The organism is Chryseobacterium sp. R2ACT005, assembly GCF_049949215.1.
Classification (GTDB): Bacteria; Bacteroidota; Bacteroidia; order Flavobacteriales; family Weeksellaceae; genus Chryseobacterium.
Window position 1 is genome coordinate 376,330 of record NZ_CP188192.1, and the last position, 13,156, is coordinate 389,485.

General features: G+C 35.4%; 13 protein-coding genes. 11 read left to right on the top strand and 2 right to left on the bottom strand.

Going from position 1 to position 13,156, the window contains the following annotated elements; genetic code table 11:
• Positions 1-46 precede the first annotated feature (46 nt).
• The gene (locus ACPF63_RS01735) at positions 47-700 is read right to left on the bottom strand and encodes a ComF family protein (RefSeq protein WP_426481784.1); all 654 of its coding nucleotides are present in this window, start codon (positions 698-700) and stop codon (positions 47-49) included.
• Between the two features lie 483 nt (positions 701-1,183).
• Positions 1,184-2,662 (bottom strand): helix-turn-helix domain-containing protein, encoded by a 1,479-nt coding sequence (locus ACPF63_RS01740; RefSeq protein ID WP_426481785.1) that lies wholly within the window; start codon positions 2,660-2,662, stop codon positions 1,184-1,186.
• Between the two features lie 126 nt (positions 2,663-2,788).
• Between ACPF63_RS01740 and aceB the strand changes: the two genes are divergently transcribed.
• From aceB to ACPF63_RS01795, 11 genes are all read left to right on the top strand, one after another.
• Positions 2,789-4,363: a malate synthase A gene (gene aceB / locus ACPF63_RS01745; protein WP_426481786.1), complete on the top strand. Its 1,575-nt coding sequence runs from the start codon at positions 2,789-2,791 to the stop codon at positions 4,361-4,363.
• Positions 4,364-4,482: 119 nt separating this feature from the next.
• The gene (gene aceA, locus ACPF63_RS01750; protein ID WP_077419119.1) at positions 4,483-5,763 is read left to right on the top strand and encodes an isocitrate lyase; all 1,281 of its coding nucleotides are present in this window, start codon (positions 4,483-4,485) and stop codon (positions 5,761-5,763) included.
• A 159-nt stretch (positions 5,764-5,922) separates the two neighbouring features.
• The gene (locus ACPF63_RS01755; protein WP_426481787.1) at positions 5,923-6,495 is read left to right on the top strand and encodes an OmpH family outer membrane protein; all 573 of its coding nucleotides are present in this window, start codon (positions 5,923-5,925) and stop codon (positions 6,493-6,495) included.
• A 118-nt stretch (positions 6,496-6,613) separates the two neighbouring features.
• Positions 6,614-7,021, top strand: coding sequence for an acyl-CoA thioesterase (locus tag ACPF63_RS01760; RefSeq protein ID WP_426481788.1), 408 nt, complete (start codon positions 6,614-6,616; stop codon positions 7,019-7,021).
• Positions 7,022-7,100: 79 nt separating this feature from the next.
• Positions 7,101-8,267: a hypothetical protein gene (locus ACPF63_RS01765; protein WP_426481789.1), complete on the top strand. Its 1,167-nt coding sequence runs from the start codon at positions 7,101-7,103 to the stop codon at positions 8,265-8,267.
• Between the two features lie 35 nt (positions 8,268-8,302).
• The gene (locus ACPF63_RS01770) at positions 8,303-8,689 is read left to right on the top strand and encodes a hypothetical protein (RefSeq protein WP_426481790.1); all 387 of its coding nucleotides are present in this window, start codon (positions 8,303-8,305) and stop codon (positions 8,687-8,689) included.
• A gap of 73 nt (positions 8,690-8,762) precedes the next feature.
• Positions 8,763-10,205 carry a serine hydrolase gene (locus tag ACPF63_RS01775; RefSeq protein WP_426481791.1) on the top strand — a complete coding sequence of 481 codons (1,443 nt, stop codon included), beginning with the start codon at positions 8,763-8,765 and terminating at the stop codon, positions 10,203-10,205.
• A 221-nt stretch (positions 10,206-10,426) separates the two neighbouring features.
• Positions 10,427-10,768 carry a hypothetical protein gene (locus tag ACPF63_RS01780; RefSeq protein ID WP_426481792.1) on the top strand — a complete coding sequence of 114 codons (342 nt, stop codon included), beginning with the start codon at positions 10,427-10,429 and terminating at the stop codon, positions 10,766-10,768.
• On the top strand, positions 10,765-11,679 hold the full coding sequence (locus ACPF63_RS01785; protein ID WP_426481793.1) for an erythromycin esterase family protein: 915 nt from the start codon (positions 10,765-10,767) through the stop codon (positions 11,677-11,679). The genes ACPF63_RS01780 and ACPF63_RS01785 overlap by 4 nt, the downstream gene beginning before the upstream one ends.
• A gap of 86 nt (positions 11,680-11,765) precedes the next feature.
• A complete protein-coding gene (locus tag ACPF63_RS01790; protein WP_077419125.1) occupies positions 11,766-12,209 on the top strand; it encodes a 6-pyruvoyl trahydropterin synthase family protein in 444 nt (147 codons plus the stop codon).
• A gap of 23 nt (positions 12,210-12,232) precedes the next feature.
• Positions 12,233-13,003, top strand: a complete 771-nt coding sequence (locus ACPF63_RS01795) for a UDP-2,3-diacylglucosamine diphosphatase (RefSeq protein ID WP_180564497.1) — start codon at positions 12,233-12,235, stop codon at positions 13,001-13,003.
• Positions 13,004-13,156 lie beyond the last annotated feature (153 nt).

Genomic DNA, 13,156 nt, shown 5'->3' on the forward strand with positions numbered 1-13,156 from the left:
ATTTAAATCTCGCATTCACAATAGATTTCCTGGCTCATATCTTATCTTAAACATCCATCGCCATTACTAATACACTCACTTTGTTATTTCCGGCATTTAAAATTTCCCATGCAACCGATGAAACGGTATTCCCTGTTGTGAAAACATCATCAATCAGAAGAATATGTTTTCCTGAGACCGATTGTGTGATAGAGAATGTGTTGACAGCTTCCAATCTGTGTTTCTTATCCTTTAAAGCCTGTGCCTTTGAATAATGATTTCTTTTGATTAGTTGATGATCAAAGGGAATGTCATAAAATGCCGCTAAGGTTTCTGTGAATAAATGAAGCTGGTTGTATCCACGTTCCTTCATTTTCTTTGGATGAAGCGGTACGCTTACCAAAAGATCAGGTTTCTCGTTCTTAAAATCCAGGCGTTCTGTGGTCCAGTCTGCAAGGATCTTTCCGACTTTTTCCCGGCCTTTGTATTTCAGTTCATGGATAATCTGACGGCTTAAGCTCTCATCTTCAAATTGCAGTAAGGCAAAGGTGTTTTCAATAGGAAAAAACAAACTGCATTTTTCCTGAATCGGATTATTTTCAAAATAGGAATAGTGGGTAAAATGGAGCTGGTTAAAACAAAGATCACATACCAAAAGTTCAGAATCAATGATTTTGTTGCAGTGGATACAACGGTTCGGAAACAATAAATCTACTATCATGAGTGTGTTTTGTACTAAGATAGGAAATAAAGGTCAATTAAGTCAATGGTGAATTTTACTTAGTAAGTGAATTGAAGGTGAAAAAGTTCATAAACGAATATTTCATAGCAGTATTAAAAATTCACAAGTGAAGCGAATTGACGATTTGTCATTCGTCATTTAGTTTTGTATTGGTACTAATCAACTTTTGCTTTCCGAAGGTAATAGTGAATAATTATTAACGCTAATGTTCGGAATGTTTATTAATCTACATTATTTATTTGTTCGTAAAGGCATTTCATTAAGCAGATGGACAGACTTTTCTTTGCTGAGTGAAATGCCATTGCGGTCGAAAAAACTATAAAATATTATAAAAACTTTGCGAACTCTGCGTTTAAGATTTACGTTTTATTCTTAGATTTAAAACATGTATTACGTATCTCAAAACATATTTAAAATTCACAAGCGAAGCGGATTGACGATTCACCATTCATCCTTTCCCCTCTAATTCTCAAACTTTTTCCTTATCTTCTCCACAGAACTTTTCATACTCAGGTTAAAATGTTCCTTTTCCAGCCTTACCGGAGGAGCCTGCCTCACTTCACAATCTGCAATACTGCACGATTCACAGGTAACTCCAACATTGATCGTTTTTAAAGAAGGAGATTTTATAAAGCTTATTTTTTTGATCGTTTGAGTATTCAATAAAATCCCCAAACAATAGCTTCTGTTGCTTCCGTCTGAAAAAGGGTTCTTTTGCGAAGTGGAAATGACAAGATAACTTATTCCCTGGTCTTTATAATGGGAGATCTGAGCATCCGTCAATGTTTCATTTTCTTTTAAATGATCAAGGTTTTTCACGGCAATCCACCGTCTGCAGTAATGCTCGTTGGTTGCATTGGCATGAGGAGCCTGCTGATGGTTCAGATGAAGTTCTTTTAAAATCTGAATCCTATCCGAATTTTTCTTTTTTACCAGACATAAATAAAATAAATCTTTAATTCCCATTTCAGCCGAAAGAATATTAGTCAGTCGGTAGTAGAACGTTTCAGGGGAACGGGTAAAACTGTTAATAAGATTTTCAAAATTTTTAGATTCCCATGTATTGTGCTGAAAAAATTCTGATGTCTTCTCAATGACAGGCTCTTTTGAAATTAATAAAGCCCCTGCAAAATAAGAAGCATAAAAGTTATTGAGAATTTCCTCAAAACTTCCAAAGTCAAGCCATGAATAGGTGTTTGGACGTACTTTTAGTTCCAGAACATTGAAGCCGATTTCTTTAGCGAGGATAAATGTTTTCTGATCCTTTTCCAGTTTTTGATTCAGTAGTAATAGTTTTTTCTCCGGAATAAAAAGCGAACGAAGGTTATCCAGCGTTCCATATTTTTCAAAATCTTCAGATTGAATCGTATAGCTGAATTTTTCTGTAAGAATTTTTTCCAGAATTTCAGACTTTAAATTTTTGCCGGGTTTTATCTGATTTTCCTGAGTAAACAGATTTACTTTTTCTTCAATTTCCGGAAAATAATTGTCATACAATTCCTGGAATGATCTTAATACGGCAAAATAAAATCTTTCCTTGCCAAGATTATAATTCTGGGAAATCTCAATCAGGGCATTGATGAAAGCCGTCACCTTTTTGGGAGCATCACTGATAATGCTGATAAGATTGTTTTTGTTGATTCCGAACAGCTCCAATGGTACTTCTTTGAAAAAATCAGACTGCAGAATTTCATTGAAAGGAGCCAGACTTTTATCGAGTTTGGTGGACACCAGATCATCAAACGTACAGCTCAGTGCTTCAGAAAGCTGGATGATCTTATCGTGTTTGGGATATTTTTTTCCGTTTTCAATTTCGTTAAGATAAGATTTTGATAATCCTGTCTTTACAGCAAGATCCTGCAGAGACCAGTTTTTCTTTTGTCTCTGCTGTTTCAGTTTTAACCCGAAAACTGTTTTGATAAAGTCACTTTCTGAATTCATTACTCAAATATAAATAATTAGATGCGATTATTCGCATAATAATTTTTGAATAAATTTAGCGAACGTTCGCTGTTTGTGAAAATTTTTATTTATGTTTGTAATATCAAATCACAAAATCAATATGTTATGGAAACCAAGACTCAATTAGAAATAAAAGCTCAGAAGCAGTTTGAAGCAGTTTTTACTCCGGATTTGATGGATTTTCTGATTGCACTTCATCAGAACTTCAATCATAAAAGACTGGAACTTTTAAAAGAAAGAAAAAATACCCAGCAGAATTTTGATCAGGGAAAGCTTCCTGAATTTTTAAAAGAAACAGAAGAAATCCGTAATGGGAATTGGGTATGTGCCTCTTTGCCGGAAGATTTGTCAGACAGAAGAGTAGAGATTACAGGACCTGTAGACCGCAAGATGATTATCAATGCATTAAATTCCGGGGCTTCTACGTTTATGGCAGATCTTGAAGACAGCAGCTCGCCGGTATGGGAAAACTGTATTCAGGGACAGATTAATCTTTCTGATGCTATTAACCGTACTATTGATTTTGTAAACGAAGCAGGAAAAACTTATAGGCTTAACGAAAAACCTGCAGTTTTACAGGTTCGTCCACGTGGTCTTCATCTTCCGGAGAAGCATATTGAAATCAATGGTGAAAAAGCTTCCGGTTCGCTGATTGATTTTGGACTGTATTTTTTCAGAAATGCAAAGTCGCTTTTAGAAAAGGGAAGTGGTCCTTACTTCTACCTTCCGAAACTGGAACATTATAAAGAAGCCCGTTGGTGGAATGAGGTTTTTGTCTTTGCCCAAAACTATCTGGGAATTCAGCAGGGAACAATTAAAGCCACAGTTTTGATCGAAACCATTACGGCTTCATTTCAGATTGATGAAATTTTATTTGAATTAAAAGAACATAGTGCAGGACTGAACTGCGGCAGATGGGATTATATTTTTTCCTATATCAAAAAATTCAGAAACCTTCCGGAGTTTATTGTACCGGACAGAGATCAAGTGACCATGACTTCTCCTTTTATGAGTGCCTATTCAAAAAGGGTCATCGAAATATGCCATAAGAGAAATGTACATGCTATCGGCGGAATGGCCGCTCAAATTCCTGTAAAAGACAATGATGAAGCCAATAATATTGCTTTTGAAAAGGTAAGAAGTGATAAAGAACGGGAAGTGAAAAATGGTCATGACGGAACCTGGGTAGCACATCCAGCCTTAGTTTCAGTAGCAAAAGAAATTTTTGACAAGCATATGCCTTCCAAAAATCAGATTGACAAGAAATTTGAATATCACATAACAGAAAGTAATCTGCTGGAAATTCCCAAAGGTGAGATTACCGAAAAAGGAGTCAGAAAAAATATCAACGTAGGAATTCTCTACCTCGAAAGCTGGCTGATGGGAACCGGTGCTGCTGCTATTTATAATCTGATGGAAGATGCTGCTACAGCAGAGATTTCAAGAACACAGATCTGGCAATGGCTGAAAAATGAAGCGGTGTTAAGTGATGACAGAACATTGACCCGAAGTATGATTTTACAGTGGGAAAGCGAAGAAATGGACAATATTGAAAAATATGTAGGCGAAACCCGTTTCAAAAACGGAAAATTCAACCTTGCCAAAGAACTTTTCAATGAGCTGATCTTCTCTGAGAATTTTGAAGAATTTCTAACCCTTAAAGCTTATCCTTTTATTTAGTGAAAATATTGGTTGTTGGTTTATAGTTGCTGGTTGAAAAGCAGATCATCAATTAACAATATAACCATCACCTAGCAACAAAATTATTTTTAAATCTAATCAAACAAAATCCAAATATTATGAAAACAAGACAAGAACAAATCCAGGCTATAGAACAAGACTGGCTGACAAATCCACGTTGGAACGGTGTAAAAAGGCCCTATACAGCAGCAGAAGTTTTGAAACTTCGCGGTTCTTATACCATAGAATATACCATTGCTACGGAAATGTCCAAAAAATTCTGGAATAAATTAAATAACCAGGATTATGTGGCAGGACTTGGAGCTCTCACAGGCAATCAGGCGGTGCAGGAAGTAGATGCCGGACTGGAAGCTATTTACCTTTCAGGATGGCAGGTGGCTGCAGATGCTAATTTATCAGGAGAAATGTATCCGGATCAATCACTGTATCCCGCCAATTCAGTGCCTTCTGTGGTAAAGAAAATTAATAATGCCTTACTGAGGGCAGATCAGGTACAATCTGTGAGCGGAGCTGGAGATAAAGAATATCTGGTACCCATCATTGCAGATGCAGAAGCAGGTTTTGGAGGTAACCTGAATGCTTTTGAACTGATGAAGCAGATGATAGAAGCGGGAGCTGCTGCCGTACACTTTGAAGATCAGCTTTCTTCTGCAAAAAAATGCGGACATCTGGGCGGAAAAGTATTGGTGCCAACACAGGAGGCAGTCAACAAACTGATTGCAGCACGTCTGGCAGCCGATGTACTGGGAGTTCCTAGTCTTATTATTGCAAGAACAGATGCGGACGCAGCAGATTTACTGACCTCTGATATTGATGACAGAGATAAGAAATTCGTAACAGGAGAAAGAACTGCTGAAGGATTTTATGTAGTAAGAAACGGAGTAGAGCAGGGAATCGACAGAGGATTGTCCTATGCTCCATACGCAGATCTGATCTGGATGGAAACCTCAAATCCTGATCTGGAGCAGGCAAGAAGATTTGCAGAAGGAATTCATGCGAAATTCCCTGGGAAAATGCTTGCTTATAACTGTTCTCCTTCATTCAACTGGGCGGCAAGGCTGAGCGTGGAAGAGATGTCTACTTTCCGTGAAGAGCTGGCAAAAATGGGGTACAAGTTCCAGTTTATTACATTGGCAGGATTCCATGCTTTGAATACAGCAATGTTTGAATTGGCATTAGCTTATAAAGAAAGAGGAATGGCTGGATACTCAGAACTGCAGGAACGTGAGTTTGCCCTGCAGCAGAAAGGATTCAGAGCGGTGAAGCATCAGTCTTTTGTAGGGACGGGGTATTTTGATGAAATACAGAATGTTGTTACAAACGGTTCTTCAGCTACTGTAGCAATGAAAGATTCTACAGAAACCGCACAATTCCATTAGTCATTTTTTCCATATTTTTTTGATGTTAAACCTTCCTTATTGGGGAGGTTTTTCTTTGTTTGCCTGCTTTTAATTCATTCAGATTTTCAGGAATAAATGTTATATGATAAGTAATTAAAATTTGAATTATATTTGGGGACGAAAAAATATTATTAAAAAATGAATTTAATTAAAGTACTTTTTATTACATTAGGATTAACGCTTACTGCAAATGCTGCAAATGCTCAACAGAAAATTGGAAGTGTAAACACAGAAGAAATTTTTGCAAGTTTATCTGAAGTAAAAACTATAGGAACTACGATTGATAATCTGACTAAAACAAAACAGACTGAAATTGAAAAGCTGATCACCGAGTATCAGACTAAGCTGAAAGCAGGACAGGATAAAGAGAAAACTCTTACTGAAGCTAATAAAGAAGCTGTTACCAAAGAACTGATTGCTATACAAACTGAGCTGCAGAGCCTTGGTAAAAAAATTGAAGAAGCAAGAGCGCAGGCGGCTAAAGATATTTCTGCCAAGCAAAATGAAATGCTTACTCCACTGCAAAAGAAAGTAAGAGAAGCTATTTTTGCTGTAGCTAAAGAAAAAAATCTGAGCTATGTATTTGATACAGTAGCACAGGAATCTAATAACCTGCTTTATACTGACGGAAGTGAGGATATTACTGCTACTGTTAAAACCAAATTAGGTGCTACGGCAACTGCTGTTAAGCCTACCGGAAAATCTAAATAATAATTTCAATATACTGAATATTGAACGGAATCAGATGCTCTCTGATTCCGTTTTTTATTTTAGAAAATAATTTTTTGTTCTTATAGGACGAAGACGGTTCTGTTTTAAAATGATAAATTTGAGTAAACTTTTCATGAGCATGAATTTAATGTACGAAAAACAGATAAAGGTAACGGAAGAACATATTGATCAGAACAACCATGTAAATAATGTACAATATGTACATTGGGTGGAAGAAGTGGCCGCAGAGCACTGGGATCTTCTAAAATATCAAACCGAATATGTAAACGATGCCTGGATGCTTCTGGATCACCATATCCAATATAAAAAACAGGTTTATCTGAATGATATTATCACAGTAAGAACCTATCCTATGGCCCCTGAAGGAGCTAAACAGCCAAGAAAAGTGGAATTTTACTGTAATGATGAGCTGGTGGTAGATTCAAGTACACTTTGGATTCTCTTCGATCCGGAAACCAAGAAGATCAAGCGTTTGGGAAGTGACTGGCTCGAGAAATTTTTCTAGATCGTAAAATGATTAAAATCAAAGTAGGAAATAGAATTTTTATTTTTAACCTACAATATTCAATAAAAAACTACATAACATGAAATTCTTTTATTCGCTGGCTTTACTATTGTTGAGTATTGCAGCCCATAGCCAGGATAATCCTTACCTGTTTTCCGATGATATTAAAAAGAAGGTGGAAGATCCTGCTCAAAGTCAATCCTGGAGAAGCCAGATGGGTGCAACATATTACTCCATAAGCGGACACTATAAACCTGCACTGGAAAGTTGGGACCAGACTTTCGGAAGGGTGAAAAAGCTAAACACTGCCGATAGTCTGAAATTCACAAAATTAATCCCAGTCAATGCAAAAGAATATATCCTGAAAAAAGCAGACGATGAGAAAATAATCATCATCAATGAGGCTCATCACAACGCAAGTCACAGAACTTTTGCATCTTCTTTACTTCAGGGGTTATATGATAGAGGCTACAGATACATAGGAATCGAAACACTGGAAGGAGATTCTCTAAATACTGTAAAATTTGCTACCCTCAACAGCGGATATTATTCTAAGGAACCGGAATTCGGAAACTTTATTTACAATGCTTTGAAAATTGGATTCAAGCTTTTTCCTTACGAAGCTGAAGGCAATAATAAAGAAAGGGAAATTGGAGAAGCCAAAAATATTTTCAATTTTATGCAGCAAAATAAAGAAGGCAAATATCTGATTTACTGTGGGTATCAGCATGCTTATGAAGGTATTCATAAATCCTGGGAAAAGACAATGGCTGGGCGGCTTTCAGACTTGACAGGGATCAATCCATTGACCATAGACCAAACTCAGTTTTCAGAAAAAAGCTTATTGAAGTATAATGAACCGCTTTTGAAATTGGTAAATAATACTGTTCCAGTTGTTTTGAAAGATGAAAACCAAATGATCTATAATGGTGAGGACAAAGAATTGTATACAGATATTAAAATCATTCATCCTGTTACAAAATACATCAAAGGCAGGCCAGATTGGATGCTGCATGAAAACAGAAAGTTTTATAAAATTCCAGCTGCTCAACTTTCAACATATCCGGTTATGGTTTTTGCATACCGAAAAGGTGAATTTGAACAAAAAGGAATTCCTGCCGATATCATTGAACTCAACACGCCTCAAGACCATCGTTTTTTAATCCTTGATAAAGGAAATTATGATATTGTCATTAAAGATAAAGAGTACAACATCATTCATAGATTTGAAAAAAGAATAAAATAAAATTCAGGCAGAAATCAGTTGGATAAAATGAGACAATGAAAAATAAGTTGAGGAAAATTACCATTAATACTATTGAGTATCTGTATTCTGTGACAGACCAGTTCCATTCTGAAACAGCAACCAATACTCTGACTGTAAAAATTTTTTTAAATGGTCAGAAAAAAACTCCTTTAATCATTAAATTCCTGACGGCCGATGATTATATGATGGGACAGCCTTTAAAATCGGGAGTTAAGCTGATAAATAAAATTACAGGCTCGGAAGATGAGGTTAATCTTAATGAGCCCAAATACATCAAACAGTTTATTTTATTGGGATTAAAAAAAGGGTGGTCGGGAACTCATTCAATAGAAATACAAAACGGACTTCATTATTTGAATGAATTAGGTTTTGAAACAGACAAATTAATTCCCGGAGAATAAAGTTTTTTTCTTCAAAGTAATATAATAAGACTAATAATTGTTTTTAATAGAGTAATAAGAAACAAACATTACCATGAAACCATCCATTTTAACAATACTTTTTTTGAATTTTTTCTTTACGGGTCATAGCCAGACCGCAGACCAGTCAAAAACAATCGATAGCTATATAAAAAAGGTTATCCAAATCAATGAAATACCAGGATTAGCCGTAGGAATCGTTACGAATAATAAAGTAACCTTCCAGAAATACTATGGAACGGAAACCTTAGAGACTGATAAAAAAGTAGATGCCAATTCCATGTTCAGGGTATATTCTACTACAAAATTGATATCAAATGTTGGGCTCTTTCAGCTCGTTGAGCAGGGAAAAGTATCTTTGGAAGATAAAATCTCAAAATATATAGACCATGTGCCCACAGAATGGCAAAATATTCAGGTGAAAAATCTTTTATCACATTCTTCAGGATTACCGGACTGGATTAACTTCAGTGATATTGCAGCAGATACAGCCAATGATGAAGTGATTGCCAGGCTGTCAAAAGAAAAAATGGAATTTGAAACCGGAACTGATTACAGATATAACCAGACCAATTATATGCTGATATCTATGATCATTGAAAAAGTAACCGGAGAAAAATTTGAAGAGTATATCGTGAAGAATCAGTTTTCGGACTCTAAAAATCAGGTGGTCTTTTCATCCAATTCTATTGAAAAAATTCCCAACAGAATTGTAAAATATAGTTACAACAAGAAGAAACATCAATATGATAAATCTACATTTGTAGAAGGGAGAAGAGCACATCCCGCGAATGGTTTGGCCATTACATTACCTGCTTTTTTACAATGGAGTATCCATCTCAGCAAAAATGATTTTTTAAAACCTGCCACACAAGAATTGATGTGGAAACCGTTTGAATATAAAAATAAAGACATCACCTTCACTCATGGCTGGGATATGGGAACTTTTAATAATATAAAATCTTATCATTTTTCTGGTGGAAATGTGAGTGCATACAGAATTTTCCCGGACAAAAATATGGCTGTTGTATTGATGTACAACGGATATAAAGAATTTGCAGTGATGTATCAGGTGATCAATCAGATTGCGGGTATTATGGATAAGCATTTGCTGAATCCTTACACATTGGCAGAAGAATATACAAAGTCTGAACCTCTTGTTCATCCCAATCTTAAAAAAGAAATCTATGGGTATCGTACAGAAAAAGAGAATGTTGTTTTTTCTTATCAATTTCCTGAAAATCAAAGTATAGAATTTATCAGGAATATTTCGGTTTCCGGCTCGTTTAATGACTGGAATCCGGATGATAAGACCTATTATATGAATCTGAAAAAGAACAATACTTTTGAGCTGGTCTTACCAAAGTCTCAGTTTGAAAAAGGAAAAACGTATCAGTTCAAATTTATAATGAATAAGAACGGCTGGCTTACTGTACCTTACAATGCAATCAACGTTGATGGAACTCCGGATAATAATTTAACCTTAAAAATAGATTAAAAAAGGGGAGATATTGAACGTGGAAACACAAAAATAAAAGTTTTAGGAGAGCAACCAGAATAGGTTGTTATGATAACCAGTAAAGTAAAGAGTGAGTGAGTTAATGAATAGTTAATGCCGTGTTCTGAAGAGAAATTTGTATAACTTATTTTTAAATTTACCGTAACAAATAAGGCTTTTATGCTGTCTTTAGGTAAGAACAAGCCATTGAAAATTATATAATGCTAAAGAAATATTTTTTACTCAATCTCATATTAATTTCCTCCATAGGATTTTCACAGAATACAAAAGGAGAAATACAATTTCAAACTCACTCTACAAGCCAAACTAAGGCTGTAAAAAAAATTAGTGAACACATAAAAGATTATGTCATTGTTGGACTTGGGGAAGGTACACATGGAACCAAAGAGTTTAATGAAATAAGAAGTGAAATCTCAAAACAGCTGATTAGCAAAAATGATTTTAGAATTGTAGCCTTTGAAAGTTCTTATGGTGATGCCGTATTCCTTAATGAAGCAGTGAACTCTGATGTTGATTTAAAAGAGGCATTGAAAAATATATGACTTCTATCTGGCAGACAAAAGAAATTAATACCCTTTTGGAGTGGATCAGAGCATACAATAAGAATCATAAAGACAAAGTAATCATTTCCGGATTCGATACTGATTCTCTCACGAAGAGTGCTGAAATTTTGAAAAAAACCGATGATTTTGGAAAGGACTATTCTGAGATGACAGGAGAAATTCAAAAAAAAGCCATGTTACAGGATGGAATGTGGGAAAAACAAAATGATCCATCTTTCAGATTGAATATGAAGGAAGTAATAAAAAATGGGACAGAAGGATATATACTCACTAAAAAGGTAGACAGCTTATATGGTAAGAAAATGGATTTGAGTTCAAAACTGGTATTAGAGCATCTCGAACTTGGATTTAAAATACCTTATGAAGCGAGTAAAAAGAATTATGATGTTTCCAGAGATTTTATCATGGCCGAGATGATTAAAAACATTCAGTCAAGGTATGATAAAAAAATGATTCTTTTTGCACATGACGGACATGTTGCATTGAAACCTATACTGGTAGATGGTATGGGAGGGTATTTAAAAGAAAAATATGGAAACAAATATTACGCACTGGCAACAGCTACTGTTTTAGGAATCTATAGTGCTACTGCAGATCCCCGTGCAGTAAAGAACAACAAATACAGCTCTTATCCACTGCCAAAACAATTGGAAAATAGCTGGGAAGAGAAATTGGGGAGCAAAAAAAGTGAAAACTATTTTGTAGACTTCCGTAGCAGCAATGAAGAAATATATGGAAAGGCTTTTAAAATGAGACTTCTGGGATACAACCCTATAACACCAGCAACAGAAAAATTTACCATCACAGAACCCCTTAAGTTAAACGAATGTTTTGATGGAATAATTTTTATAAAACATACGAATGCCGCAGAACACTTATCTACAGATTAAATCCTGAGAATTTCAATAGATTTTGTGAATCAATTTATAGACGGTCTGGCTTTTCAAGTTAGGCCGTTTTATTATATCTTTGCAGTATGATACGTATTACAAAAATTTTTACATTTGAAACAGCTCACGTGCTTTACAACTACGATGGGAAGTGTAAAAATATGCATGGACATTCCTATAAGCTGTTTGTAACAGTGAAAGGAAAACCGATCAATGATATTGAAAATCCTAAAAATGGAATGGTGGTAGATTTCGGAGATATCAAAAGTATCGTAAATTCCGAAATTGTAGATGTATGGGACCATGCGGTTCTTGTAAATGCTCTGTCCCCACACAAAGAATTGGGAGATGACCTGGAACAGAAAGGGCATAAAGTAATCTATTGCAGTTTCCAGCCAACCTGTGAAAACATGTTGTATGCTATTGCTGCTAAAGTAAAATCAAAACTTCCTGATGGAATTTCTTTAGCCTATCTTAAACTTCATGAGACAGAAAACTCTTATGGAGAATGGTTTGCAGAAGATAATTAATAATTTACCCCAAAACTCAGAAAGTGTTAAAGACAACAATTAATTTAGAACCTGGAAAAAAAGTATATTTCGCTTCAGATCAGCATTTTGGAGCTCCTACTCCAAGTGAGAGCAAAGTGCGTGAAGAAAAATTTATACGCTGGATGAATGAGATCAAAGAAGATGCTCAGGTTTTGTTTTTAATGGGTGATCTTTTTGACTTCTGGCATGAGTGGAAACATGTGGTTCCCAAAGGGTATATCCGGGTACTCGGAAAAATTGCAGAACTTAAAGACAGAGGAATTCATATTTATTTCTTTGTCGGAAACCATGATCTGTGGATGAAAGATTATCTGGAAGAGGAGATTGGCTGTACTGTTTTTTATCAGAAACAATATTTTGAAATGGGAGGAAAGCAGTTTTTGCTGGCCCATGGAGACGGGCTGGGACCTGGTGACAAAGGATATAAGAGAATGAAAAAATTATTCACAAATCCGGTGGCACAATGGTTCTTCAAATGGCTTCATCCCGATATTGCGATGAAAGTTGCATTATACCTTTCTCAAAAAAATAAAATGATCTCCGGAGAAGAAGACAAAGCATTTCTGGGAGAAGATAAAGAATTTCTGATCATTTATTCCAAAGAAAAACTGAAGTCAGAGAAGATAGACTATTTCATCTATGGACACAGACATCTCCCAATGGTGCTTGATCTGGAGCAGAATTCAAAATATATCAACCTTGGAGACTGGATTTCCTATTTTACCTATGGGGTTTTTGAAAAGGATTTTGAACTGAAGACTTTTGAAAAATAAAGCAAAAAAAATTACCCCCAAAAAGAGGTAACTTTCGAACGGGCCGAAACCCATTCTTGTTTTTAATCCATATTCCATTGTGGTATGTGCAAGAAGCTTACCAAAATGTAATTTGTAGATTAAAAAAATATTAAATATCAATATTTTATCTTT